This is a genomic window from Arthrobacter sp. TMT4-20 (genome assembly GCF_054510775.1).
Genome location: NZ_JBTNDW010000005.1, coordinates 162,800 through 186,537, shown reverse-complemented (window position 1 = coordinate 186,537; position 23,738 = coordinate 162,800). Strand labels below are relative to the sequence as shown.

Sequence of the window (23,738 nt, the reverse complement as noted above, 5' to 3'; positions counted from 1 at the left end):
TCAAGAAGTTAACGCTGCACGGTGTGATTGAGCCAACACCTGATAGGACGAGGCATTCTCCTTGACAGCCTCGAATTCGCTGTCGGTAAGTTCACGACGCACCTTCGCGGGCACTCCCGCGACGAGGGAGCGGGGTGGCACCTGCGTCCCCTCGAGGACCACTGCGCCCGCAGCGACCAGTGAGCCAGCGCCGATGACCGCCCCGTTCATCACGGTGGCGCTCATCCCGATGAGGCAGTCGTCGCCGATGGTGCAACCGTGGACCACCGCGGAGTGGCCGATACTGACCCGGTTCCCAACGGTGGTGGGGAAATCCGGGTCAGCGTGCAGCACGACGTTGTCCTGCAGATTGGTGCCGTCGCCGACACGGATCGGCGCGGTGTCGCCCCGTACTGAGACGCCATAGAAGGCGCTGGAGTCCTGACCGAGCACCACGTCGCCGATGATCGACGCCGTCGGGGCAACGAAGCAGGACTCACTGATGGTGGGGGTTTTGCCGAAAATTTCGATGATATGGGCCATGGACCTCAGCCTAGCTGGCCGGGTCAACGGTGCCGCCGCGGTGAGCAACCTGGACAGGCTGGGTCCCGGTGAGGAGCCCCGTGTCCTAGTTGAAGACGATGGTCCGGCCGCCGTCGAGCAGCACCCGGTGCTCGGCGTGCCACTGCACGGCCTGGGTGAGGGTGCGGCCTTCGACGTCGCGCCCGATCGCCACAAACTGCTGGGCCGAACGGGCATGATCCACGCGGATGACCTCCTGCTCGATGATCGGCCCTTCGTCCAGGGCGGGGGTGACATAGTGGGCCGTCGCTCCGATCAGCTTCACTCCACGGGCGTGTGCCTGGTGGTAGGGCTTGGCCCCCTTGAAGGAGGGCAGGAACGAGTGGTGGATGTTGATCGCCCGTCCCACCAGTTCCGAGCACAGCCCATCGCTGAGAATCTGCATGTAGCGCGCCAGGACCACCAGCTCGATGTTGTGCTCGGCGATGACAGCGCGCAGGGCGTCCTCGGCCGCGTCCCGGGTGTCAGGGGTGACCGGGATGTGATGGAAAGGAATGCCGTAGAAGGCGGCGAGGTCGGCAAGCTCGGTGTGGTTCGAGACGATCGCCGGAATCTCGATCGGCAAGGTCCCTGAACGCTGCTGGAAGAGCAGGTCGTTGAGGCAGTGCGCCGCCTTCGACGCAAGAATCAGCGTCCGGGCGGGCGCGCCGTCGTCGTGCAGCGCCCAGGTCATGCCAAACGCTGTGGCAACCGGAGCCAAGTGAGCCTCCAAAGCCGTCCGCGGAGCTGCTGTGCTCATGGCTACCCGCATGAAGAAGGTCCCGGTGTCGGGGCTTCCGTACTGCTGTGATTCGGTGATGTTGCAGCCCGAACTCACCAGCGCTCCGGCAACCGCATGCACAATGCCGGGTTGGTCAGCGCAGGAGAGCGTCAGGATAAAGGAGGTCTGGGTGGTAGCGGAGTCAGTCACAAATCAAGCGTACTTCGAATGATCGGCCTGCCGGGATACACTCGGAAGTGCCGCGACTGGCGTCAGGTGGGTCACCATCAGGAAGCGGCATGCATCGTTATCTTCGGGCAATTTCTGGAAGACTCTTTCAGAAAGGCTCCGACGACGACGGCGCGCAGTGCCGACCACGGATCGCACGCCTGGGACGTCTGGTCAAGAATTTGCTTGATGACGCTTCAGTGTGGCCGGATATCGGAGCTGCTCGGAAGACTCAGCGAGTAACCTGACCTGTAGAAACGCATCCCACCCAGGAGTTCACTGTGACAACTTCGCACCTGCCCGCCACCGGATCCGCCACCTCGGCGGTCACCAACGCGCCCCTCTCCGAGATCGACCCGGAGATCGCAGCAGTCCTGACCGACGAACTTGCCCGCCAGCGCGACACCCTCGAGATGATCGCCTCCGAGAACTTCGCCCCGCGCGCGGTCCTTCAGGCGCAGGGGTCGGTCCTGACTAATAAATACGCCGAAGGTTATCCTGGCCGCCGGTACTACGGCGGTTGTGAGTACGTCGATGTTGCGGAGACCCTCGCGATCGAGCGGGTCAAGGCCCTGTTCGGCGCCGAGTTCGCCAACGTCCAGCCGCACTCCGGCGCGCAGGCCAACGCCGCTGCGCTCGCTGCGATGATCAAGCCCGGCGACAAGATCATGGGCCTGTCCCTCGCCCATGGTGGACACCTGACCCACGGCATGAAGCTCAATTTCTCCGGCAAACTCTACGAAGTTGCTGCCTACGGTGTGGAGGAAGATACCCACCGCCTGGACATGGACAAGGTCCGCGCGCAGGCGATCGCCGCGAAGCCGCAGGTCATCATTGCGGGCTGGTCCGCGTACCCGCGGCAGCTCGACTTCGCCGCGTTCCGGTCCATTGCCGACGAGGTGGGTGCACTCCTCTGGACCGATATGGCCCACTTCGCTGGCCTCGTCGCTGCCGGCCTGCACCCCAACCCGGTGCCGTACTCCGACGTCGTCACCTCCACTGTGCACAAGACCCTCGCCGGACCCCGCTCGGGCGTCATCCTGGCGAAGCAGGAGTGGGCGAAGAAGCTCAACTCTGCGGTCTTCCCGGGCCAGCAGGGCGGGCCGTTGATGCACGTCATCGCGGCGAAGGCGACGGCGTTCAAGATCGCTGGTTCCCCTGAATTCAAGGAACGCCAGGCGCGGGTCCTTGAAGGCGCCCGCATCATTGCCGACCGGTTGACCGCCACCGATGTGAGCGAGCACGGCGTTTCGGTGCTGACCGGCGGCACCGATGTCCACCTTGTCCTGGTGGATCTGCGCGCTTCGCAGCTTGACGGCCAGCAGGCCGAGGACCTTCTGCATTCAATCGGCATCACCGTCAACCGCAACGCGGTTCCGTTTGACCCACGCCCACCGATGGTCACCTCTGGTCTGCGCATCGGCACCCCGGCGCTGGCCACCCGAGGCTTCGGTGCGGAAGAGTTCACCGAGGTCGCGGACATCATCGCGACGGCGCTGAAGCCTGGCGCGGCTGCGGATGCACTGCGCGCCCGCGTGCTGGCCCTTACCGCCGACTTCCCGCTCTACCCCGAACACGAGCAGTGGTAGAAGACCTCCCGGAGGGCGCGCTGGACTCTGCTGCGGCCGCCTCGACTGACTACGACATCCCCACCAGCGAGTGCTGCTTCACCGGCTGCTGCGACCGCGGCAAAGCATTCGTCCTTGAGCAACTGGAAGCAGGCCACATCAGATGAGCCCTACCGCACAGATCCTCGACGGCAAGAAAACCGCCGCGGCCATCCGGTCCGAGCTGACCGACCGCATCGCCACGCTTAAGGAGCGCGGTATCACCCCCGGTCTCGGCACCGTGTTGGTGGGGGACGATCCCGGCAGTCACTCCTACGTCGCCGGAAAGCACCGCGACTGCGAACAGGTCGGCATCACCTCGGTCCGCCGGGATCTGCCCGCCGACATCTCGCAGGCGGACCTGGAAAAGGTCATCGATGAACTGAACGACGACGACGCCACCACCGGTTACATCGTCCAGTTGCCCCTGCCCAAACATCTCGATACCAACGCCATCCTCGAACGGATGGCGCCGGGGAAGGACGCCGACGGGCTGCACCCGGTCAACCTTGGCAAGCTGGTGCTGAACGTGGGCGCTCCGCTGGATTCGCCGCTGCCCTGCACCCCGCACGGCATCGTCGAACTACTCAGCCGGCACGGCATCAGCCTGAACGGGAAAAACGTTCTGGTGGTGGGTCGCGGGATCACCGTCGGCAGGCCCCTCGGCCTGCTGCTCACCCGCCGCGACATCAACGCCACGGTCACCCTGGCCCACACCGGGACCGTTGACCTGCCCCACCTGCTGCGGCAGGCCGACGTCGTGGTCGCTGCGGCGGGCTTCCCCGGCATGATCAAGGCGGTGGACCTGAGGCCCGAGGCGATCGTGCTCGACGTTGGCGTCACCCGCGTGGAAGACCCCGAGACCGGCAAGGCGAAGCTCACGGGCGACGTCGAACCAGCGGCCGCCTCGACGGTTGCCTGGCTCTCACCCAACCCCGGCGGTGTTGGCCCGATGACCCGCGCCATGCTGCTGGCCAACGTGGTGGAAGCCGCCGAGCGGCAGGCCGGGATCGCCGTCGCGCACTAAAACCAGGTACGCACGGCGCTGACCAGGTCGGGTGGAACCTCGGAAGAGTTCGGTCTGGTAGGAGCCCTTCACGGTCGCGGCCTGCAGCAGCTTTCCCGAAGCGTGGTGATAACCCCCGATGCCCTTTTCGTAGCCCGTTCCTGATGTCAGGCTGTGAGGGCGGTGCTGTGGGTGATTCGATCAAGGGTGGCGCCCCAACCATCTCGTGTGCCGCCATCGATGAGGTTCCGAACCTCTTCAGTTGGCAGGTGGTCGGGAAAGTTCACCGTGAACTCGAGTCGGGTGCCGTCCTGGGCATCCGTGAGGTTGACGCTCACGACGGGCGCCTCCCGCTGCTGGTCTCCCGCGAGGTCCGGCCACCCGCCGACGGCTCCCCACCGAAAAACTAGTCGTACGTCGGGAACGATTTCGAGATACTCCCCGCCGGTTGGGTAGTGAAGTTCCTCATTTACGACCATCTGTTGCCTCCATGCACCGCCCACCCGCAGATCGACCTCTATCGGGGACGATGGAGTGGGCATGGCCGGGTTATAGAACCAGGCGAGATGTTCCGAATCGGTCCAGGCTTTGAACACCAGGTGGCGGGGTGCTTGCAGATTGCGGGTCAGGGTAAAGCTTCGTTCTGTTTGTGTGTGGTGCGCCATCGGTCTTCCCTCAACTCGGATTGCAGGGCGGGAGCACTCCTAGGAGGCGACGACAAGATCTTGATGCCCGTCGAGGAGTTCACGCACGATGTCAAGGTGCCCGGCATGGACGGAGGTCTCCGTGAGTACCCGATAGATGATCTCGCGCCCATCAAGCATGGGTGGGCCTCCGTAGACATCTGCTGGGGGCACCCATCGCGGCGGGTCATCGAGGTTGACGCCAGCGAGGATTGTGTCGCTTTGAACGATCTCCCGCCGATAGGTGGTGATCGCCTCCGTCCCCGTCATCGGTTCCGCCGCCCATCCGTTATGGAGGTTTTGGATGGCTCTCCGGTCGCCGCCAAGGACGGCCGAAATCCAGAACATCTCATCATCGAATGCCAGATGATTCAGTAGCTGTCTCACGGACCAACCGGAAGGCACCATGACCCGGTGAAGTGCATCCTCTGGTAGCCCCTCGACAGCACGGAGCACATGCTCGCGGCCCGCCGTTAGCTGTGCGAGCAGTTGCGCGTCGCTCACAACCCGGGTTCATAACCGACGAGCCAGTGGAGTCCGTAGCGGTCAACGACCTGGCCGTCGGAGGCACCCCACGGCTTCGGGGTTAGCGGGTCGATGACCGACCCGCCATCAGCGAGCTTATCGAACCACTCATGCAGCACTGCCGGCTCGGCGGTACCCAACAACGAAAGCATCATCCCCTCGAACCGGACAGTCTTCCCGCCAGCCCCGGCGTCCGATCCGGCCAGAGCAACGACACCGCTCAGAACTCCGTGCGCGATAGCGTTTCCAGGCCCATCGCTACGACCGAAGTCTTCGTAGGTATGCAAGGCGAGTTCTCCACCGAAAACGTGCTTGTAGAAGCTCAAGGCTTCACGAGCGGTACCAGGGAAACTGACGTAGATCTGGGGCGCCGTCATGGGCATCTCCGAGATACGTCGAATGGGCGGGTGCGGGAGGAGTTCATGGTCTGATTCCTGACTGTCATCGGGTAGGGACACAGGTACGTCGGCGCCAATACGCACGTTTCGCCATCCTAGGCGAGGCTGATTGAGCTGAGTAGTAGGAGTTTCGATTTTTTCCTCCGCTGTGGGCGGTGGCGCGATTGCGACCCAATCATAAAGATTCTGGTTGGCTTTTCCCAATGGGACAAATCCCCTAGGCTGAGCAGGTGCCCAACTCAGTGACCCGCGATTACGTCATTTCCGCCCGACATCTCACCAAGCATTACGGTGACTTCGCCGCGGTCGATGACATTTCCTTCGATGTGCCGGCCGGTGAATCCTTCGGCCTGCTGGGACCCAACGGCGCCGGTAAATCCACCACCATGCGGATGATCGGCGGAGTGTCGCAGCGTACCTCGGGGTCACTGACCATCATGGGGCTCGACCCTGAACAGCATGGTCCCCAGGTGCGCGCCCACCTGGGTGTGGTGCCGCAGCAGGACAACCTCGACGAGGAACTCCGGGTCCGCGACAACCTGATCGTCTACGGGAGGTACTTCGGCTTGCCCCTGAGCTACCTCAAGCCCAAGGCGGACGAGCTGCTGGAATTCGCCCAGCTCACCGACAAGGCGAAAGCCAAGGTTGACTCGCTCTCCGGCGGTATGAAGCGCCGGCTCACCATCGCCCGTTCGCTGATCAACGAACCGAAGATCCTGCTGCTCGATGAGCCGACCACCGGCCTTGACCCGCAGGCGCGCCACATCCTCTGGGACCGGCTGTTCCGCCTGAAGGAATCAGGGGTCACCCTGATCCTGACCACCCATTACATGGACGAGGCGGAGCAGCTCTGCGACCGGCTCGTGGTCGTGGACAAGGGCAAGATCATGGCGGAGGGCTCGCCAGCGAAGCTGATCCGCGAGCATTCCACCCGCGAGGTGCTCGAGCTGCGGTTCGGTTCCGAGCGCAACACCACCGTCGCCGCTGAACTCCAGGGCATTGGCGACCGGCTGGAACCGTTGCCCGACCGCGTCCTTATCTACACGCACGACGGCGAAGCCGCCCTCGAGCAGGTCACCGCTCGCGGCCTGCACCCCATCACTTCCCTGGTCCGGCGGTCCTCGCTGGAGGACGTGTTCCTGCGCCTGACCGGGAGGAGTCTCGTTGACTGACCCGCCCAGCCCTGGCGCCGGCGTCGAGCCCGCCGCAACGCAGAAGGGCCCCACCAGCAAGACGGCGATCCAGCCGCCGACGACGACGCTACGCGCCCACGCACCGCAGGTCGCGGCCGACCGCGCCAAACGGTTCGGTTCCTGGTACTACGCCGAGCACGCCCTGCGGGTCATGAATGGGTACCGCTGGACCCTCCTCGCCTACAGCGTGGGCAACCCGGTGATGTACCTGTTCGCCATGGGGGTTGGCCTGGCCACCCTGGTGGACCAGAACAGTTCCGATGCGTTCGGTGGGGTCAGCTACCTCGCATTCATCGCACCGGCCCTGCTCGCATCCGCCACCATCATGACCGCCGCCACCGAGTTCACCTACCCGGTGATGGACGGTTTCAAGTGGCGGCGGGTCTACTACGGGCCGCATGCCTCACCACTCGGCGTCCACCAGATTGTCAACGGCTACATCATCGCCATCAGCCTGCGTCTGATCCTCATGAGCGCGATCTACTTTGGGATTGTCGCCGCCTTCGGTGCCTCGCCGTCGGGGTGGGGCTGGGTGGCCGTGCCGGTGGCTGTGCTCTGCGGTCTGTCCTTCGGGTTGCCGCTGATGGCGTATTCGGCCAGTGTGCAGGAAGACAAGGGGCAGTTCGCGTTAGTGATGCGGTTCCTGGTGACGCCCATGTTCCTGTTCTCGGGCACCTTCTTCCCACTCGACACGCTGCCGATCTACCTGCAGTGGATCGGCTGGATTTCCCCGCTCTGGCATGGGACGCAACTGGGCCGGATGCTCACCTACGGCTTCCCGGTGCCGATCTGGCTGGCCGTGATTCACGTGGTGTACCTGGTGGTGCTGGCCGTCCTCGGCTGGCGTCTGGCCCGCAGGACCTACGCACGGAGGTTGGGCAAGTGACCGAGAAGCTGACCCATTCCGCAGCGCCGTCGTCGGCTGACCCGCTGACCGACGCCGACTACCGCATCACCCCGCAGACCCGACGCTTCAGCGCCCTCTACTCCCGCAACGCGAAAGCGGTAATCGCGCGCGGGCTGCGCGCCACGAAAAGCAGTAACTGGCTGATCATGGTCTCGGGCTTCTTCGAGCCGGTGCTGTACCTGATTTCGATGGGGGTGGGCCTCGGCGCACTGGTGGGGACCGTCGTCGGGCCCGGCGGCGAGGAGATCAGCTACGCGGCCTACATCGCACCGGCGCTGCTGGCTGTCTCCGCGATGAACGGCGCCGTGTACGACTCCACCTGGAACGTGTTCTTCAAGATGAATTTCGCGAAGCTCTACCAGGGCATGCTGTACACGTCGCTCGGGCCGCTGGATGTGGCGATCGGCGAGATCTTCCTGGCGCTCCTGCGCGGCGCGATGTACGCCACCGGGTTCACCGCGGTGATGGGCATGATGGGCCTGATCACCACGCCGTGGGCGCTGCTGATGGTCCCGGCGTCGGTGCTGATCGCGTTCGGGTTCGCCTCCTTCGGGATGGGGATCACCAGCTATATGAAGACGTTTCAGCAGATGGACTGGATTAACTTTGTGATGCTCCCGATGTTCCTGTTCTCGGCGACGTTCTACCCATTGAGCGTGTACCCGCAGGGCATCCAGTGGTTCATCCAGGCGTTGCCGCTGTGGCATGGCGTCGAGCTGCTGCGCCAAATCAGCGTGGGCACCTTCACCGCCGCGACGAGCATCCACATCCTCTACTACCTGGTGATGATCCTGGTCGGCATGGTGCTGACCACCAGCCGGCTGCGGAAGCTGTTCCTGAAGTAGCAGTTTGCTGCTCGAAGGGGTTCCATCCCGGAGGGAGGCTGGAACATACTGGAGCATGATTGGAAAGTGGCAAGCCACCGTTTTCGACTGTCCAGACACCGATCGGCTCGCGTCGTTCTACGAGGACCTGCTCGGCATGATCAGGGTCCAGCACGACGACGACGGGTGGATCTCCATCGGCGATGCGCCGGACCGGCCCGCGCTCGGCTTCCAACGGGTGAGCGACTACACGCCGCCCCGCTGGCCCAGCCAGGACCTGCCGCAGCAGGTGCACCTCGATGTTCGGGTCGATGACCTGGACATTGCCGAGGCGAAAGTCCTGGCCTTGGGCGCCGTGAGCATGAACTCAGGCTCCAAAGCCCACCGGGTCTTCCTCGACCCGGCCGGGCACCCGTTCTGCCTCGTCAGCTGGTAACCAGGCCACCGAACTGGCTTACGGTACGAGAGTCGCGTAGACCACGTAGTTGTCGTCAAACTCGCCGGTCTCCGGGTTGTAGCCGTCGCAGGTGATCAGGCGCAGCTCGGCGGCGTCAGTATTTCCGTAGACCTCAAGGGTGGGGAAGTCGTCTTTCTGGTACTGCTCGCCGCGGTCGACGGCGAACACGGCAGTGCTCCCATCCTCGCGGACCACGTTGATCTCGTCGCCGGCCTGCAGGGCGCGCAGGTCGGCGAACACGCCTGGGCCGCCACCGGTCGCATTGACATGGCCGAGCAGGACGGATGGCCCCCGTTCGCCCGAGGTGGGGGACTGGTCATACCAACTCGCTGGCGCCCCAGGTCCATCGGGCGGCACCTCAAGGGAGCCGTTATCCCGGAGCCCGAGATGCAGCAGCTCGGATTCAGCGGCGATCGTGGGAATGTTGAACGACACCGGCTTGGACGCTTCAAGGACCGCGGGCAGCTCCGGGGTGGGAACTGCACTGGGGGCCTCTGACGCAGCAGAGGTAGGTGCCGGGCTGGAAGGCGTGGCGGTCGAAGGCGCAGCCGAGGACGACGCCGAAGGGCTCGGCGCGGCAGGCCCCGTGCCTTCAGGGGGTGTGTCGGCACCGCAGGCGGTAAGAATCAAAAGGGCGGTCGCCGCCGAGGCCACAAAGCCTCGACGACGACCGTTTTTAGCGCTGATCATGAAATCAGACTATTCCTTATGCGTTGTCTGCAGCGTTGCGGCGAACAACGTAGGTGCCACCAACGGCAGCAGCCAGAACGAGGCCACCTCCGAGGGCGAGCATGCCCATGTTGTTGGTTGACGTGGACTGTGCAACACCGGTGTCGGCGCCGCCCTCAGGCATTTCACCCATCTGTGAAGCGGTCACAACACCACAGAGTGCTGGTGAGGTGGCGCCCAGTGGAAGTGAAGGCTCGAGGTCCGAGGGAGCGTTGAAGGCCTCTTCGGAGCTTGACGTTGCTGGGTCCAGGCCGTGGATGACGACGACGGCGGTGCCGGCTTCGATGGCGTCGAGGGTCTCGGCGTTCATCTCGAAGGTGCGCTCGATGGAGTAGTTTCCACCCTGGCCGGCGAGCTCAAGGTTCAGGCCGGCAGCTGGGCTGGTGTCGCCGCTGGTGCCCAAAGTGGTCTGGATGCCACCGTAGGCGGCTGCGCCTTCGGTGGTGGAGAGGATGCCGTCACCATCGGCGTCATCGGCCATGGTGGGGCAGGTGCCCTGGGCGCCACCGTGGATGTGCTGTACGTGTGGGTACGGCGCATCCATGAAGGTTTCGCCGAGACCGGAGACCTGAAGGTTTACGGTGGCAGTCTTGTCATCGATGTCCATCGCGAACGTAGCGGTACCGGTGGTGCCGCTGAGCTGCTGGAAGTCGACCGTGTATGAGCCGTTGGCGTGGTCGGCCATTGCTGGCGCACCGGCCATGGCAACCATACCGAGGGCGAGGGTGGGGACTGCGAGAAGACGCAAGTTCTTATTCATGTGATTTTTCCTCCATAGAGCGAGTGTTAGCGCGCAATGATCAGCACACATACTAATACTTCGGAGTGGTGCCGATCACGGATGGGTGGGGAATAAAAATAAACTTTCGAGCCTGAGCGTTCGCCAACGGTGGAAGGTCATTCCTTCCCTGCCCCCATTTGCGAGAATGGGGGTATGAAGCCTCTTGGGAACCAGAAACCGTTCGAGTCCGGCACCCCAGCGGGAGCGGGTCGAGGCCTGAGCCTGCGCATGGGCACCATCGGGATGAGCATTATGTTGATCGTCTTCCTGGTGGCTGTGGTCTTTGCCGCCAACCAGAACGACGTCGTCGGATGGCTGGTTGCCATCATCTCGCTGGGCTGGCTCCTGGTCTTCAGCTTTGTGGTCTTCAGCCTCAGGACGGCAGCCCGCAATGCGGCGGCGCGGATCAACGAGGCCCAGCAGCAGTTCAACCGTGCCAACGGCATCCAGGATTCCACCAGCACCGGGGTGGTCGATGAGGCCACTTTGGCCCGCGACATGAAACTGGACCACAGCTTCAAAATTGTTCAGGTTCAGGTGCGGGTAATCCGGGACCATCTGGCCGCGGGGAAGTCCAGCGACGAGGAGACGGTGGGGCGGGCGCTCGAGACCATCGAGATCACGTCGCACAACGCCCGGTCGATGATGAAGAAGAACGATGACGGACCGGTGGAGGGCACCGTTGTCGACTGACAATGGCAACCAACGCCGCCTCTTTTTCGCCCTCATTCGTCAGAGCGCTCGGGTAGGGTGGAGCGGGTGAGTTCCACTGCAGCAACGACAGCTTTCACCGACGGGTTGTCCCGAGCCAACGGGTCACTCCTGCGCGTCGCCACGGTCAACGTCAACGGTATCCGTGCGGCCTACAAACGAGGCATGGCCGACTGGCTCGCGGAACGAGAGATCGACATCCTCTGCCTCCAGGAGGTCCGTGCACCCGACGACGTCCTCAGAGGGCTCCTTGGGGAATCGTGGCACATCCTGCATGCCGAAGCCGAGGCCAAGGGCCGCGCCGGAGTCGCGATCGCCTCGCGAATCGCACCGACCGCAACCCGCACCCATATCGGCGACGACTACTTCGCCAGCGCCGGGCGGTGGGTCGAAGCAGATTTTGATCTTGGGGGAGTAACCCTCACCGTCGTCAGCGCGTATGTGCACTCGGGTGAAGTCGACAGCCCCAAGCAGGACGATAAGTACCGATTCCTCGACGTGATTTCGGAGCGGCTGCCGGAACTGCGCCGCACCCGGGACCACACCCTGCTGGTGGGTGACCTCAACGTGGGGCACACCCAACTCGATATCCGCAACTGGAAAGGCAACGTGAAGAAGGCGGGTTTCCTGCCCGAGGAACGCGCCTACTTTGACCGGTTCTTTGATGACGAGTTCGGCTTCGTTGATGTGCACCGCCGCCTCGCGGGCGACGTCGACGGCCCCTACACCTGGTGGTCCTGGCGCGGTCAGGCGTTCGACAACGACACCGGTTGGCGGATTGACTACCACCTCGCCACCGAGGGCCTCGCTGCCGCTGCAGCAGATGCCGTCGTCGACCGTGCACCCTCGTATGACACGCGCTTCTCAGACCACGCTCCGCTGGTAGTCGATTACCGGCTCTAACTTTCAGGATTCTGTAACCATGACGACTACCACTAACGGTGCACGGCAGCGGGTGCTCTCCGGCATGCAGCCTTCGGGCGAGTCCCTCCACCTGGGCAACTACCTCGGGGCGCTGGTGCACTGGGTGCGGATGCAGGACGAGTATGAGGCAATCTACTTCATTCCCGACCTGCACGCGATCACGGTTCCGCAGGAACCGGGCGAGCTTGCAGAACGCACCCGCCGCACCGCCGCGCAGTACATTGCCGGCGGCGTCGACGTTGATAAGTGCACCTTGTTTGTGCAGTCACACGTGCCGGAACACGCTCAGCTCGGGTGGGTGCTGAACTGCATCACCGGGTTTGGCGAGGCGTCACGGATGACCCAGTTCAAGGACAAGTCACAGAAACAGGGCGCCGATGCGGCGAGCGTGGGGCTGTTCACCTACCCCATCCTTCAGGCCGCCGACATCCTCCTGTATCAGCCGGAGGGCGTGCCAGTAGGGGAGGACCAGAGGCAGCACGTCGAACTCAGTCGCGACCTGGCGCAACGGTTCAACTCCCGGTTCGGCGAAGCGTTCGTGGTGCCGAAGCCCTTCATCCAGAAGGAATCGGCGAAAATCTACGACCTGCAGAACCCCACGGCGAAAATGTCCAAGTCGGCCAGCTCGGCGACGGGACTGATCAACCTGATGGATGACCCGAAGGTGACGGCCAAGCGGATCAAGTCGGCGGTCACTGATACCGATACCGAGATCCGCTTCGATAAGGAAGCCAAGCCGGGCATCTCGAACCTTCTCACCATTTACTCGATGCTCACCGGCAAGACCATTGACGACGTCGTCGGGGACTTCCAGGGGCGGATGTACGGGCACCTGAAAACCGAGTTGGCGGACATCGTGGTGACCCGCCTTGAGCCGATCCGTCTCCGCACCGAGGAACTGCTTGCCGATCCAGCCGAACTGGACAGGCTCCTGGCCCGCGGTGCCGAGAAGGCACGCACCATCGCGTCAGCCACCCTCGCCGACGTGTATTCGAAGGTCGGCTTCCTCCCACCGCTGGGCGGTGCGCGCTAACCGCATGGACCAGCCGATCAGCTCCACCACTACCAGCCACCAGCAGGCACCGCCCGAGGGGATGGCCGTGCCACCGGCAGCCGGCGCCTCGCAGAGCTGCGTCGGTGTGGTCATCGCGGTACCTGAGCCGCTGGCGGCGGAGCTCGGACGCTGGCGCGCATCCTTTGGCGATCCGATGGCTGATCTCATTCCGGCCCACATCACCCTCGTGACAACCACCCCGGCAACGGACTGGGACGCAACCATCGAGCACGTCCGTGAGGTTGCCCGCGGACAGCACGCCTTCACCGTGACGTTGAAAAGTACGGGAACGTTCAGGCCCGTCTCCCCAGTGGTGTTCCTCAACCTGGAGGATGGCTTCGAGGATTGCGTGGACCTGCACACCAAACTCCAGCGCGGGCCACTGGAGCGGTCGCTGGAGTTCCCTTTCCACCCGCATGTGACGGTCGCCCACGATGTTAGTGTGGCGAGCATGGACGGCGCAGAGGCCCGGTTGAAGGGGTTCGAGGCTTCCTTCATGGTCCGTACTATGGGGTTGTATGAGCACGATTCGTGCGGTATCTGGCGACTGAGGGAAGAGCTAAGCTTTGGCCAAGATCAAAACCAGGGCGATCACCCCGGCTGAGACCGACTTCTACAACGAGCCTCGTCCGGCCGAGCTAACCCACCTCAAACTGAAGGTGATTGACGCCCGCCGCGATCTGGGCAAGGTGAAACGGCGGGGCACAACGGGTTTGCCACTGATAATGGCGACCATCAACTACCTCCTGGCGCGGATCTTCGTCCTCCGGCCAGTGCGGGTGTTCCATCTGTACGCGGTCCGGCGTGGTCCGCTCATGGCAGCGGGTATTGCGTACAGGCTGTTCTTTTCCATGGCATCACTGTTACTCGCCGGTTTCTCGATTCTCGGCCTGGTGGTCTCCGGGAATGCACCGCTGCAGAACCTGATTGTCGAAACGGTGAATTCGGCGGCACCGGGCATCCTCAAAATGGAGGAGGACGGTCCCGGTCTGGCCACCCCCGAACAGCTTTTCAATGCAGGGGATGGTTTGACCCTGACCCTGATCGTCTCCACGATCATCACGGCAATCACCGCCTTGGGCTGGATTGCCGGTGTCAGGCAGGCGATGAGAGGCATTTTCGCCCTCCCCCCAATCCCTAGACACCCCATCCTGATCCGGGTCCAGGACCTGGGGACGCTGCTCGTGTTGGGGGTAGCGATGATCCTCACCACGGTGGTTGGCCTGGTTGCCAACACCCTTCTGGACGTGGTGTTCGACTGGCTGGGGTTCGGCGACACCGGGCGGCCTTTCACGCAGCTCGCCGGGGTAGCCATCATGCTGGTCCTGGACTTCGCCGTGGCCGTGATCCTGTTCCGTCGTGCCTCGGGAATCAATCAGACACGGCGCCTGCTCATCCAGTCGTCGCTGGTCACCGCGGTTGGAAGCACCGTGCTGCGGACGTTCAGCACCCTGCTCCTCGGCAGCGTGGGTGGAGGCAACCCACTGTTGGCGCCCTTTACCGTCGTCGTCGGATTGTTTGTCTGGTTCTTCCTGCTCAGCCAGGTCTACCTGCTTGCTGCGGCGTGGGGCGCCATTGGCGCCGCCGACGCCGAAGCGGGGCTCGCTCCACGGCATGGCCGGTCGCTAAAGCAGCGCAGCCGCGTCGCAGGACGGCGGAAAGACTAGCGAGCCTGCGACGGGGGAGGAGGCCCCGTTAACCAGAAACGTCGGCCCGGTCACGCTGGGTAGCGCGACCGGGCCGACGTCGACGATCACCGCATAATGCGGGAGGTGACCAACTAGATCTTGCGGCTCAGAATGGCCTGCTTGACCTCAGCGATGGCCTTGGTGACCTGAATGCCACGGGGGCAGGCTTCGGTGCAGTTGAACGTGGTGCGGCACCGCCACACACCTTCCTTGTCATTCAGGATCTCGAGGCGCATGTCGCCGGCATCGTCGCGCGAGTCGAAGATGAACCGGTGGGCGTTCACGATCGCTGCTGGGCCAAAGTACTGGCCATCGGTCCAGAAGACCGGGCAGGACGAGGTGCACGCGGCGCACAGGATGCACTTGGTGGTGTCGTCGAAGCGTTCGCGCTCCTCGGAGGACTGCAGACGCTCCTTGGTGGGCTCGTGGCCGCGGTTGACCAGAAACGGCATGACCTCACGGAATGACTGGAAGAACGGTTCCATGTCGACAATCAGATCCTTCTCCACGGGGAGGCCCTTGATGGGTTCCACCAGGATGGGCTTCGACGTGTCGAGATCCTTCAGCAGGGTCTTGCAGGCCAACCGGTTACGGCCGTTGATCCGCATGGCGTCGGAGCCGCAGACCCCATGGGCGCAGGAGCGCCGGAAGGTTACCGTGCCGTCATGCTCCCACTTGACCTTGTGAAGGGCATCGAGCACGCGGTCCGTGCCGTACATGGTGAGGTTCCACTCGTCCCAGTGGGCCTCGTCCGAGACCTCGGGGTTGTACCGGCGGACCTTGAGCGTGATGTCGAACGTCGGAATTTCTCCGCCGCCGCCGATTCCCGGCGCGAGCTCGATTTTGGAGGCTGGTTCTCTTTCGACTGTTTCGGTGCTCATTAGTACTTACGCTCCATGGGCTGGTAACGGGTAAAGACAACCGGCTTGGTCTTCAGACGCACGCCGGATGTTTCGGTGGCCGTTGGATCTTTGTATGCCATCGAGTGGGTCATGTAGTTCTCGTCGTCCCGCTCGGGGAAATCTTCGCGGAAGTGGCCCCCGCGGGATTCCTTCCGGTGCAAGGCAGCGGCGGTCATGACCTTGGCCATGTCGAGCAGGAAACCCAGCTCGACGGCTTCCAGCAGGTCAAGGTTGAAACGCTTGCCCTTGTCCTGGACGGTGACGTGCTTGTACCGCTCTTCGAGACCATCGATGACGCTGAGTGCCTCCAGCAGGGTCTCCTCGGTGCGGAATACCTGGACATTGGCGTCCATGATGTCCTGCAATTCCTTGCGGATCTGCGCCACCCGTTCGCCACCCTCGGAGCTGCGCATCGTGTCCAGCAGCGACTGCGTTTCCGTGAGGGGGTTCTCGGGGATTTCGATGAAGTCGGCGGTCAGCGCGTATTCGGCCGCGTAGATCCCGGCACGCTTACCGAACACGTTGATGTCCAGCAGCGAGTTGGTGCCCAGGCGGTTCGAGCCGTGCACCGACACACACGCCACTTCACCGGCGGCGTACAGGCCCGGCACCACGGTGTCGTTGTCCTGCAGCACCTCCGCCTTGATGTTGGTGGGGATGCCACCCATCGCGTAGTGGGCCGTGGGGAACACGGGGACCGGCTCGGTGTACGGTTCCACACCCAAATAGGTCCGCGCGAACTCGGTGATGTCCGGAAGCTTGGCATCAATGTGAGCGGGTTCCAGGTGGGTGAGGTCCAACAGGACGTAATCCTTGTTGGGGCCGCAACCGCGGCCTTCCCGCACCTCGTTGGCCATGGAACGGGCCACAATGTCGCGGGGTGCCAGGTCCTTGATGGTGGGGGCGTAGCGCTCCATGAAGCGCTCACCCTCCGAGTTACGCAGGATCGCGCCCTCGCCGCGGGCAGCCTCCGAGAGCAGGATGCCCAGACCGGCCAGACCGGTCGGGTGGAACTGGAAGAACTCCATGTCTTCCAGGGGGATACCGCGGCGGAAGGCGATGCCCATGCCGTCACCGGTCAGGGTGTGCGCGTTGGAGGTGGTCTTGTAGACCTTGCCGACGCCGCCGGAGGCGAAGATGATCGACTTGGCCTGAAACACGTGCAGCTCGCCCGTGGCCAGATCGTAGGAGACAACTCCGGCAACCCTGGTCTGCAGCTTGGTCACGCCGTCGACAGTCACTTCCTCCTGAACGGTCAGGAGGTCGAGGACGTAGTACTCGTTGTAGAACTCGACGTTGTGCTTGACACAGTTTTGGTAGAGCGTCTGGAGGATCATGTGACCGGTGCGGTCAGCCGCGTAGCAGGACCGGCGGACGGGGGCCTTGCCGTGGTCACGGGTATGACCGCCGAAGCGACGCTGGTCGATCCGGCCTTCGGGTGTGCGGTTGAACGGCAGGCCCATCTTTTCAAGGTCGAGCACGGCGTCAATGGCTTCTTTTGCCATTACCTCCGCAGCGTCCTGGTCAACCAGATAATCGCCACCCTTGACGGTGTCGAAGGTGTGCCATTCCCAGTTGTCTTCCTCAACGTTCGCCAGGGCCGCGCACATGCCACCCTGCGCCGCGCCAGTGTGGGAGCGGGTCGGGTACAGCTTGGTCAGTACTGCCGTCTTCGCGCGCTGACCGGATTCGATGGCGGCGCGCATACCGGCGCCGCCGGCACCCACGATTACGACGTCGTACTTGTGGACCTGCATACGTGTTGTTCTTTCTGTTGTTACCGAACGGCCGCGCCGGCGGCCGGAAGCGTCGAGAGCCCTACGGGGCCGGGCAGTATGGCGCTACATGCGCCACGCCGTCGATCACGGGGCACGGATCGAAGGTGAAGATCACCAGGGTGCCGAGCACGATGATAACGACGGTGGAGGCGTAAAGAACGCTCTTGAGCCAGAACCGGGTGGAGTCCTTCTCGGCGTAGTCGTTGATGATGGTGCGTACACCGTTGGTGCCGTGCAGCATGGCCAGCCACAGCATCACCAGGTCCCAGATCTGCCAGATGGGACTTGCCCACTTGCCTGCGACGAAGCCGAAGTCGACACCCTTGATGCCGTCGCCGTCGATCAGCGAGGTCCACAGGTGGACGAAGATCAGCACCACCAGGATGACGCCGGAGACCCGCATAAACAGCCAGGCCACCATTTCAAAGTTGCCCTTGCTGGCACCAGTGCGCGTGTACTCGGGCGCAACGCGTCCCGAGCGGGGACTTTCAATTACTGGGTTAGTCATGGCTTAACCTCCGAAGACAACCGCGAGATGACGGATGGAGAACGCGACCATGGTGACTGCCCACAGCCCGACGACGCCCCAGAGCAGCTGACGCTGATACTTGGGGCCTTTTTTCCAGAAGTCGATCAGGATGACGCGCAGACCATTGAACGCGTGGAACACGATCGCTGCTACCAACCCAAGTTCGCCCAGGCCCATGATGGGGTTCTTATAGGACTCGATCACTGCGTCATAAGCCTCGGGGGACACGCGCACCAACGAGGTGTCAAGCACATGGACCAGGAGGAAGAAGAAGATCACTACTCCGGTAATACGATGGGCTACCCAGGACCACATGCCTTCACGGCCGCGATAAAGGGTGCCTGCTGGTGTCTTCGACACTGAAATAACCTCCCCTGCAACGCCCGGCGTTTGCGTGTCTGCCACGCAGGTAAGACGCCGATGCGAAAGCACTCTTCACTTGATCCTAATGTAGGCTCCGTCACCTGCGCAGACAATTTAGGCTTCCCTACGCTGTGACATTCTTAACAGGGGCTATGGTGGCGGGCCTCTTGACAGGCGCCGACCGGGTTAACGCACGCCGCGAACGCGTTGAGCCGCGAGAATTTTGTGGAGTGCACTACCGTGGAAACGATGACTACGCAAAGGGCTGGTGCCCAAAATCCAGACGAGGCGCTCCGACGTTTCTACGGCGTAATACCCGCCGGAGGGGTCGGGACGCGTCTCTGGCCGCTGTCGCGGGCCGCTGCTCCCAAATTCCTGCACGACCTGACCGGATCCGGCAGTACCCTGATCCGTGCCACCTACGATCGGCTCGGGCCCCTGACCGGGGACCGCATCATGGTGGTCACCGGGAAGGTGCACCGTCGCGCAGTTCTGAAGCAAATCCCGGAAATCCAGGACGCTAATCTGGTCCTGGAGAGTGAGCCCAAGGACTCCGCGGCGGCGATCGGCCTTGCTGCAGCGATCCTGTACCAGCGTGACCCCGAGATCATCATGGGCTCTTTCGCAGCCGACCAGGTCATCACCCCGGTCGAGGTGTTCCAGGAGGCAGTCCGCGAGGCGATCCACACCGCAGCGCAGGGGTATATCGTCACCATTGGAATCAAGCCCACCCTCCCCGCCACCGGATTTGGGTACATCAGGGCTGGCAGGAACCTCCACATCGAGGGTGCGCCCAGCGCCCACGCCGTCATTGAGTTCGTCGAGAAACCTTCCGAAGAGGTGGCGCGCGGCTACCTTGAGACCGGAGATTACAGCTGGAACGCCGGGATGTTCGTCGCCCCGGTGGCACTGATGCTCCGCCACCTGGAAGCGAACGAGCCCGAGCTCTACACCGGCCTGACCGAGATTGCCCGGGCCTGGGATACCCCATCACGGGTCGAGGTTGCCCGGCGGGTCTGGCCTACCCTCCCGAAGATCGCCATTGACTACGCTGTCGCTGAACCGGCCGCCGCTGCCGGCGACGTCGCAATGATTCCCGGGAACTTCAGCTGGGACGACGTCGGGGACTTCGCCGCCATCGGTCGCCTGAACCCGGCCATCGAAAACAGCAAGCTGACCGTGATGGGCGAAGGGGCCAGGGTGTTCTCCGACAACGCCTCGGGCATCGTCGTCTCGGATACCAAACGGGTGATCGCGTTGATCGGAATCGACGACGTCGTTATTGTCGACACCCCCGATGCCCTGCTCGTGACCACCAAGGAGCACGCCCAGGAAGTGAAAAAGGCCGTCGAGCACCTGCGCGCCAGCGGCGAAACCGACGTCCTGTAGCTCCACTGGGGTGCATCCGGACGCTTCATGCTGCCACACAGTTCTATGGTGTGGACCGGCTGTGGCTAGGCTGGAGTGGTGCAAACCAACCGCAGTGCGCCACCCGTTCCGTCAGCAGCCCCTCCCATCGGCGTGTGGCTTGCCCCCATGCTCGAGGAGCTGACCCGGTTCCGACGCGATCTGCACATGCACCCCGAACTTTCGCACAAGGAATACCGCACCACAGACCAGCTGGTCGAACGCCTGGCGGCGGCAGGGTTGGCGCCGCAGCGGCTCGAATATACGGGCCTCTACGTCGACATTGGTGAAGGCCCCATCCGCTTGGGGCTGCGCGCCGACATTGACGCGCTGCCGGTACTTGAAGAGACAGGGCTGCCGTACGCCTCGGCGTCGACCGGCATCGCCCACGCCTGCGGGCACGACATCCATGCGACGGTGATGCTCGGCGTTGCGCTGGTCCTGGCGAAAATGCACGACGACGAACCGCTGGGCGGCCGCATCCGAGTCATCTTCCAGCCTGCTGAAGAGATGATGCCCGGTGGTGCGCTGGAAGTCATTGAGCAGGGAGTGCTCGCCGATGTGCCCCGCATTGTTGCGTTGCACTGTGATCCCCACATCGACGTCGGCCTCGTGGGTACCCGGATCGGCGCGATCACCTCCGCGTCGGACACCGTCCGGGTGGAGCTCACCGGGAGGGGCGGGCACACCTCACGCCCCCATCTGACCGAGGACCTGGTGTTCGCGCTGGCGAACATTGCCGTGAACGTTCCAGCCGTACTGTCCCGCCGAATCGACGTCCGCAGCGCCGTCTCGGTGGTTTGGGGGCAGATCCACGCAGGCAGCGCACCAAACGCGATCCCCGGCCACGGTTTCATGTCCGGCACCATGAGGTGCCTGGACGGGGAGGCCTGGGAGGCTGCCGGTGATCTGTTGGACAGTACCGTTCGCCAGATCGCCGCGCCCTTCGGCGTCGACGTCCACCTGGAACACACCCGCGGAGTGCCGCCGGTCATCAACACCGAGGCGGAGACCGGCCTGCTCGAAGCGGCGGCCCGGGCAGAACTGGGGCCGGAGGCCGTCGTGCTCACCCCGCAGTCGATGGGCGGCGAAGACTTCGCCTGGATGACCCAGGCAGTGCCCGGCGCCATGATGCGTCTTGGCACACGGACCCACGGTGGCGAGACCTACGACCTGCACCGTGGCGATTACAATCCCGATGAACACGCCATCAGCTGCGGGGTCCGGGTGATGGCCAACGCGGCCCTCCGGGCCATCCGCGGCGTGAGGTACTAGGCCCCCTGGGATCGGGCCACCACCCGGGATCGATCCCGGGTGGTGGGGCCGGACGGAATAGAGCCGGTACGGGGCGGGTTACCCCCATGTGAGTACATCAGTGAATACCCGTCCGCCCCTGTCAGTCCTCGATCTCGCCACAGTGGGCGTCGGAAAGTCCTCCGGGCAGGCACTAGCCGACAGCACCACCCTTGCGCAGGCAGCCGACCGGTTGGGGTTCAGGCGCTTCTGGGTTGCCGAACACCACAACATGCCCGCCGTTGCGTCCACCTCCCCGCCCGTCCTGATGGCGCATCTGGCGTCAAGGACCGAGCGGATCCGGCTCGGCTCCGGGGGAGTGATGCTCCCCAACCATGCGCCATTTGTGGTCGCCGAGCAGTTCGCGCTGCTCGAAGCGCTCTACCCGAACCGGATTGACCTGGGCATCGGCAGGGCCCCCGGCACGGACCAGGCCACGGCGATGGCGCTGCGGCGGCAAGCCGGTGGTCTCGGCGTGGAAGAGTTCCCCCAGCACGTCCTCCAGGTAATGAGCCTGCTCGGCGACCACCGATCGCCGGATCAGGCGCTGAATCTGGTTGCAACGCCGTCGGCAACCAGTTCCCCCGAGGTCTGGCTGCTGGGCTCCAGCGGATATTCAGCGCAGCTCGCCGGCATGCTCGGCGTCCGGTACAGCTACGCCCATCACTTCGGCAACGAGGACCCGGCAGCCATCATGAACCTCTACCGGTCCAACTTCCAGCCCTCCCCGGTCCTCGATGAGCCGCACTCCATGCTGGCCACGTCGGCGCTCACCGCCGACACCGAGGAGGAAGCTCAATACCTGGCCGGCCCCGCCCGGATCATGGCGTTGGCTCTCCGTTCCGGGCAGCTGGGCCCGATCGTCTCCCCTGAAGCCGCCGCGGCCCGCGTTCTCACGGACCAGGAACTTATGGTGCTCGATCATCTCCCGGCCATCAAGGCAGTGGGCACACCGGCACAGGTGGTCCAACGCCTCGATGACCTGGTCCAGCGCACTGGGGTGAACGAGCTGATGGTCACCGGAACCACGTACGACGTCGCCTCCCGGATCTCCTCGTTGGAGGCGCTGAGCGCCGCGTGGTCCGAGAGTGTTTCCAACGCAATACCCGTTGGTAACAAATCCTGAACAATGTGATTTCCGTCGCCTGATTTGGTAGGTGCCGGGGCCGGCACGCCGCTAGAGTATGCTCATATCGTGCCGGCCCCGGCACGGCCCAGTGCCTACGAAAAATCAGTGAAAACAGAGCTCTGCACACGTTCGCGTGGTAACGGGCGGTCACTCATTGAGGTCTTCAGCCGTGGGGCCCATTTCTTTCTGGAGGAATTTTGAAGAACTCACAGCGCACCACTACGCGCCTCAACAACAAGACGGCCCTCTCAGCCGCGATGCTCGGTGTTTCGGCACTGCTGCTCGCAGGTTGCGGCGCGGCACCTGAAGACACCGCAGGCTCGGATGAGAGTGCCGAAGCAACTGCAGCCTCGATCGACTACACCGGTTGCATCGTCTCTGACCAGGGCGGTTTCGACGACGAGTCGTTCAACCAGTCCAGCTACGAGGGCATCACCGCTGCCCAGGAAAACCTCGGCATTGAGGTCCGCCAGGCCGAGTCGCAGGCCGAGACTGACTTCGGCCCCAACGTCAACTCGATGGTCACCGAGGGTTGCGACATGATCGTCACCGTCGGATTCCTCCTCTCAGCAACCACCGCCGAGGCAGCCGAGGCAAACCCTGACACCAACTTCGCCATCGTCGATGACAACCAGATCGAGTTGCCGAACGTCAAGCCCATCATCTACGACACGGCCCAGGCCGCCTTCCTCGCTGGCTACACGGCCGCTGGCACCACCGAGACCGGAACTGTAGCCACCTACGGCGGCATCCAGATCCCAACCGTCACCATCTTCATGGACGGTTTCGCCGATGGCGTTGCCTACTACAACGAGCAGAAGGACGCCGACGTCCAGCTGCTCGGCTGGGACAAGGAAGCTCAGACCGGCACCTTCACCGGCGACTTCGAGTCCCTCGCCAACGGCAAGACCAACACCGAAAACTTCATCAACGAAGGCGCCGACATCATCATGCCGGTCGCCGGTCCTGTTGGTGCAGGCACCATTGAAGCAGTCGAGGAAGCCAACGCCGACGGCGCCGACGCCAAGGTGATCTGGGTTGACTCCGACGGATTCCTGACCGTCAACGCCGGTAACGAGTACATCCTGACCTCGGTCATGAAGCTCATGGGCGAGGCAGTTGAAGAGGTTATCAGCACCGACGTTGATGACAGCTTCGACAACACCCCGTACGTTGGCACCTTGGAAAACGGTGGCGTGGCCCTCGCGCCATTCCACGATCAGGAGGACGCCGTGTCCGAGGAACTGATGGCCGAGTTGGAAGAGATCGAAGCCGGCATCATTTCAGGGGACATCGTTGTGGAATCTGAAGCCAGCCCACAGCAGTAACAGCTCCGGCATAACGCGCCGCCGCTCCGCGTG

General features: G+C 63.6%; 27 protein-coding genes. 16 read left to right on the top strand and 11 right to left on the bottom strand.

Going from position 1 to position 23,738, the window contains the following annotated elements; genetic code table 11:
• Together ACX80Z_RS07170 and purU are read right to left on the bottom strand one after the other, a co-directional pair.
• Nucleotides 1–522, bottom strand: coding sequence for a gamma carbonic anhydrase family protein (locus ACX80Z_RS07170; RefSeq protein ID WP_116778902.1), 522 nt, complete (start codon nucleotides 520–522; stop codon nucleotides 1–3).
• 85 nt (nucleotides 523–607) lie between these two features.
• Complete coding sequence (purU, locus tag ACX80Z_RS07165) at nucleotides 608–1,471, bottom strand: formyltetrahydrofolate deformylase (RefSeq protein WP_019481978.1); 864 nt, start codon at nucleotides 1,469–1,471, stop codon at nucleotides 608–610.
• A 314-nt stretch (nucleotides 1,472–1,785) separates the two neighbouring features.
• On the opposite strand from purU, the gene glyA reads away from it, so the two are divergent.
• The 3 genes from glyA to ACX80Z_RS07150 are packed head-to-tail and all read left to right on the top strand — an operon-like array spanning nucleotide 1,786 to nucleotide 4,123.
• On the top strand, nucleotides 1,786–3,078 hold the full coding sequence (gene glyA, locus ACX80Z_RS07160) for a serine hydroxymethyltransferase (RefSeq protein WP_459315420.1): 1,293 nt from the start codon (nucleotides 1,786–1,788) through the stop codon (nucleotides 3,076–3,078).
• On the top strand, nucleotides 3,072–3,224 hold the full coding sequence (locus ACX80Z_RS07155) for a hypothetical protein (protein WP_019481981.1): 153 nt from the start codon (nucleotides 3,072–3,074) through the stop codon (nucleotides 3,222–3,224). The genes glyA and ACX80Z_RS07155 overlap by 7 nt, the downstream gene beginning before the upstream one ends.
• Nucleotides 3,221–4,123 carry a bifunctional methylenetetrahydrofolate dehydrogenase/methenyltetrahydrofolate cyclohydrolase gene (locus ACX80Z_RS07150; protein ID WP_459315397.1) on the top strand — a complete coding sequence of 301 codons (903 nt, stop codon included), beginning with the start codon at nucleotides 3,221–3,223 and terminating at the stop codon, nucleotides 4,121–4,123. The genes ACX80Z_RS07155 and ACX80Z_RS07150 overlap by 4 nt, the downstream gene beginning before the upstream one ends.
• Before the next feature lie 146 nt (nucleotides 4,124–4,269).
• Here the strand turns inward: ACX80Z_RS07150 and ACX80Z_RS07145 are convergent, their stop codons facing one another.
• The 3 genes from ACX80Z_RS07145 to ACX80Z_RS07135 are packed head-to-tail and all read right to left on the bottom strand — an operon-like array spanning nucleotide 4,270 to nucleotide 5,687.
• A complete protein-coding gene (locus tag ACX80Z_RS07145; protein WP_459315396.1) occupies nucleotides 4,270–4,767 on the bottom strand; it encodes an SRPBCC family protein in 498 nt (165 codons plus the stop codon).
• Between the two features lie 39 nt (nucleotides 4,768–4,806).
• On the bottom strand, nucleotides 4,807–5,289 hold the full coding sequence (locus ACX80Z_RS07140) for a mycothiol transferase (RefSeq protein WP_459315395.1): 483 nt from the start codon (nucleotides 5,287–5,289) through the stop codon (nucleotides 4,807–4,809).
• Nucleotides 5,286–5,687: a VOC family protein gene (locus ACX80Z_RS07135; RefSeq protein ID WP_459315419.1), complete on the bottom strand. Its 402-nt coding sequence runs from the start codon at nucleotides 5,685–5,687 to the stop codon at nucleotides 5,286–5,288. The genes ACX80Z_RS07140 and ACX80Z_RS07135 overlap by 4 nt, the downstream gene beginning before the upstream one ends.
• 263 nt (nucleotides 5,688–5,950) lie before the next feature.
• On the opposite strand from ACX80Z_RS07135, the gene ACX80Z_RS07130 reads away from it, so the two are divergent.
• From ACX80Z_RS07130 to ACX80Z_RS07115, 4 genes are read left to right on the top strand one after another with little or no spacing between them, the layout of a single operon-like run.
• Nucleotides 5,951–6,880 (top strand): ABC transporter ATP-binding protein, encoded by a 930-nt coding sequence (locus ACX80Z_RS07130; protein WP_459304472.1) that lies wholly within the window; start codon nucleotides 5,951–5,953, stop codon nucleotides 6,878–6,880.
• On the top strand, nucleotides 6,873–7,787 hold the full coding sequence (locus ACX80Z_RS07125) for an ABC transporter permease (RefSeq protein ID WP_459315394.1): 915 nt from the start codon (nucleotides 6,873–6,875) through the stop codon (nucleotides 7,785–7,787). Before ACX80Z_RS07130 ends, ACX80Z_RS07125 begins: the two co-directional genes overlap by 8 nt.
• Before the next feature lie 44 nt (nucleotides 7,788–7,831).
• On the top strand, nucleotides 7,832–8,653 hold the full coding sequence (locus ACX80Z_RS07120) for an ABC transporter permease (RefSeq protein WP_026040971.1): 822 nt from the start codon (nucleotides 7,832–7,834) through the stop codon (nucleotides 8,651–8,653).
• Nucleotides 8,654–8,708: 55 nt separating this feature from the next.
• On the top strand, nucleotides 8,709–9,068 hold the full coding sequence (locus tag ACX80Z_RS07115; protein WP_019481989.1) for a VOC family protein: 360 nt from the start codon (nucleotides 8,709–8,711) through the stop codon (nucleotides 9,066–9,068).
• Between the two features lie 18 nt (nucleotides 9,069–9,086).
• On the opposite strand, the gene ACX80Z_RS07110 is transcribed toward ACX80Z_RS07115, so the two are convergent.
• Complete coding sequence (locus tag ACX80Z_RS07110; RefSeq protein WP_165802627.1) at nucleotides 9,087–9,779, bottom strand: class F sortase; 693 nt, start codon at nucleotides 9,777–9,779, stop codon at nucleotides 9,087–9,089.
• Nucleotides 9,780–9,795: 16 nt separating this feature from the next.
• Nucleotides 9,796–10,578, bottom strand: a complete 783-nt coding sequence (locus ACX80Z_RS07105) for a CHRD domain-containing protein (protein ID WP_019481991.1) — start codon at nucleotides 10,576–10,578, stop codon at nucleotides 9,796–9,798.
• Between the two features lie 174 nt (nucleotides 10,579–10,752).
• Between ACX80Z_RS07105 and ACX80Z_RS07100 the strand changes: the two genes are divergently transcribed.
• The 5 genes from ACX80Z_RS07100 to ACX80Z_RS07080 all read left to right on the top strand — a co-directional run bounded on the left by ACX80Z_RS07100 (nucleotide 10,753) and on the right by ACX80Z_RS07080 (nucleotide 14,955).
• On the top strand, nucleotides 10,753–11,292 hold the full coding sequence (locus ACX80Z_RS07100; protein ID WP_019481992.1) for a hypothetical protein: 540 nt from the start codon (nucleotides 10,753–10,755) through the stop codon (nucleotides 11,290–11,292).
• A 105-nt stretch (nucleotides 11,293–11,397) separates the two neighbouring features.
• On the top strand, nucleotides 11,398–12,213 hold the full coding sequence (locus tag ACX80Z_RS07095) for an exodeoxyribonuclease III (RefSeq protein WP_459315418.1): 816 nt from the start codon (nucleotides 11,398–11,400) through the stop codon (nucleotides 12,211–12,213).
• Nucleotides 12,214–12,232: 19 nt separating this feature from the next.
• The gene (gene trpS / locus ACX80Z_RS07090; protein ID WP_459315393.1) at nucleotides 12,233–13,267 is read left to right on the top strand and encodes a tryptophan--tRNA ligase; all 1,035 of its coding nucleotides are present in this window, start codon (nucleotides 12,233–12,235) and stop codon (nucleotides 13,265–13,267) included.
• The gene (locus ACX80Z_RS07085) at nucleotides 13,257–13,892 is read left to right on the top strand and encodes a 2'-5' RNA ligase family protein (protein ID WP_459315392.1); all 636 of its coding nucleotides are present in this window, start codon (nucleotides 13,257–13,259) and stop codon (nucleotides 13,890–13,892) included. The genes trpS and ACX80Z_RS07085 overlap by 11 nt, the downstream gene beginning before the upstream one ends.
• Nucleotides 13,855–14,955, top strand: a complete 1,101-nt coding sequence (locus ACX80Z_RS07080) for a YihY/virulence factor BrkB family protein (RefSeq protein WP_459315391.1) — start codon at nucleotides 13,855–13,857, stop codon at nucleotides 14,953–14,955. The genes ACX80Z_RS07085 and ACX80Z_RS07080 overlap by 38 nt, the downstream gene beginning before the upstream one ends.
• A 113-nt stretch (nucleotides 14,956–15,068) precedes the next feature.
• Here ACX80Z_RS07080 and ACX80Z_RS07075 read toward each other — a convergent pair whose 3' ends face one another.
• The 4 genes from ACX80Z_RS07075 to sdhC form a co-directional block, all read right to left on the bottom strand.
• The gene (locus ACX80Z_RS07075; RefSeq protein WP_019483694.1) at nucleotides 15,069–15,857 is read right to left on the bottom strand and encodes a succinate dehydrogenase iron-sulfur subunit; all 789 of its coding nucleotides are present in this window, start codon (nucleotides 15,855–15,857) and stop codon (nucleotides 15,069–15,071) included.
• Nucleotides 15,857–17,635, bottom strand: a complete 1,779-nt coding sequence (gene sdhA, locus ACX80Z_RS07070; protein ID WP_019483693.1) for a succinate dehydrogenase flavoprotein subunit — start codon at nucleotides 17,633–17,635, stop codon at nucleotides 15,857–15,859. Before sdhA ends, ACX80Z_RS07075 begins: the two co-directional genes overlap by 1 nt.
• Before the next feature lie 61 nt (nucleotides 17,636–17,696).
• The gene (locus tag ACX80Z_RS07065) at nucleotides 17,697–18,164 is read right to left on the bottom strand and encodes a succinate dehydrogenase hydrophobic membrane anchor subunit (RefSeq protein ID WP_019483692.1); all 468 of its coding nucleotides are present in this window, start codon (nucleotides 18,162–18,164) and stop codon (nucleotides 17,697–17,699) included.
• Nucleotides 18,165–18,167: 3 nt separating this feature from the next.
• Complete coding sequence (sdhC, locus tag ACX80Z_RS07060) at nucleotides 18,168–18,545, bottom strand: succinate dehydrogenase, cytochrome b556 subunit (protein WP_083850950.1); 378 nt, start codon at nucleotides 18,543–18,545, stop codon at nucleotides 18,168–18,170.
• A gap of 252 nt (nucleotides 18,546–18,797) precedes the next feature.
• On the opposite strand from sdhC, the gene ACX80Z_RS07055 reads away from it, so the two are divergent.
• From ACX80Z_RS07055 to ACX80Z_RS07040, 4 genes are all read left to right on the top strand, one after another.
• Entirely contained in the window at nucleotides 18,798–19,937 is a 1,140-nt protein-coding gene (locus ACX80Z_RS07055; RefSeq protein ID WP_019483690.1) for a mannose-1-phosphate guanylyltransferase, read from the top strand.
• A 147-nt stretch (nucleotides 19,938–20,084) separates the two neighbouring features.
• The gene (locus tag ACX80Z_RS07050; RefSeq protein ID WP_459315417.1) at nucleotides 20,085–21,230 is read left to right on the top strand and encodes an amidohydrolase; all 1,146 of its coding nucleotides are present in this window, start codon (nucleotides 20,085–20,087) and stop codon (nucleotides 21,228–21,230) included.
• A 100-nt stretch (nucleotides 21,231–21,330) separates the two neighbouring features.
• Nucleotides 21,331–22,374 carry an LLM class flavin-dependent oxidoreductase gene (locus ACX80Z_RS07045; protein ID WP_019483688.1) on the top strand — a complete coding sequence of 348 codons (1,044 nt, stop codon included), beginning with the start codon at nucleotides 21,331–21,333 and terminating at the stop codon, nucleotides 22,372–22,374.
• A gap of 200 nt (nucleotides 22,375–22,574) precedes the next feature.
• Entirely contained in the window at nucleotides 22,575–23,705 is a 1,131-nt protein-coding gene (locus ACX80Z_RS07040; RefSeq protein WP_116778913.1) for a BMP family lipoprotein, read from the top strand.
• Nucleotides 23,706–23,738 lie beyond the last annotated feature (33 nt).

Excerpts from the sequence above, each read along its gene's own strand:
- sdhA (WP_019483693.1), bottom strand. The coding sequence starts at position 17,635 with ATGCAGGTCCACAAGTACGACGTCGTAATCGTGGGTGCCGGCGGCGCC.
- ACX80Z_RS07055 (WP_019483690.1), top strand. The coding sequence starts at position 18,798 with ATGACTACGCAAAGGGCTGGTGCCCAAAATCCAGACGAGGCGCTCCGA.
- ACX80Z_RS07050 (WP_459315417.1), top strand. The coding sequence starts at position 20,085 with ATGCTCGAGGAGCTGACCCGGTTCCGACGCGATCTGCACATGCACCCC.
- ACX80Z_RS07100 (WP_019481992.1), top strand. The coding sequence starts at position 10,753 with ATGAAGCCTCTTGGGAACCAGAAACCGTTCGAGTCCGGCACCCCAGCG.
- trpS (WP_459315393.1), top strand. The coding sequence starts at position 12,233 with ATGACGACTACCACTAACGGTGCACGGCAGCGGGTGCTCTCCGGCATG.
- ACX80Z_RS07105 (WP_019481991.1), bottom strand. The coding sequence starts at position 10,578 with ATGAATAAGAACTTGCGTCTTCTCGCAGTCCCCACCCTCGCCCTCGGT.
- ACX80Z_RS07170 (WP_116778902.1), bottom strand. The coding sequence starts at position 522 with ATGGCCCATATCATCGAAATTTTCGGCAAAACCCCCACCATCAGTGAG.
- ACX80Z_RS07115 (WP_019481989.1), top strand. The coding sequence starts at position 8,709 with ATGATTGGAAAGTGGCAAGCCACCGTTTTCGACTGTCCAGACACCGAT.
- ACX80Z_RS07135 (WP_459315419.1), bottom strand. The coding sequence starts at position 5,687 with ATGACGGCGCCCCAGATCTACGTCAGTTTCCCTGGTACCGCTCGTGAA.
- ACX80Z_RS07150 (WP_459315397.1), top strand. The coding sequence starts at position 3,221 with ATGAGCCCTACCGCACAGATCCTCGACGGCAAGAAAACCGCCGCGGCC.
- ACX80Z_RS07075 (WP_019483694.1), bottom strand. The coding sequence starts at position 15,857 with ATGAGCACCGAAACAGTCGAAAGAGAACCAGCCTCCAAAATCGAGCTC.
- ACX80Z_RS07065 (WP_019483692.1), bottom strand. The coding sequence starts at position 18,164 with ATGACTAACCCAGTAATTGAAAGTCCCCGCTCGGGACGCGTTGCGCCC.
- ACX80Z_RS07145 (WP_459315396.1), bottom strand. The coding sequence starts at position 4,767 with ATGGCGCACCACACACAAACAGAACGAAGCTTTACCCTGACCCGCAAT.
- ACX80Z_RS07110 (WP_165802627.1), bottom strand. The coding sequence starts at position 9,779 with ATGATCAGCGCTAAAAACGGTCGTCGTCGAGGCTTTGTGGCCTCGGCG.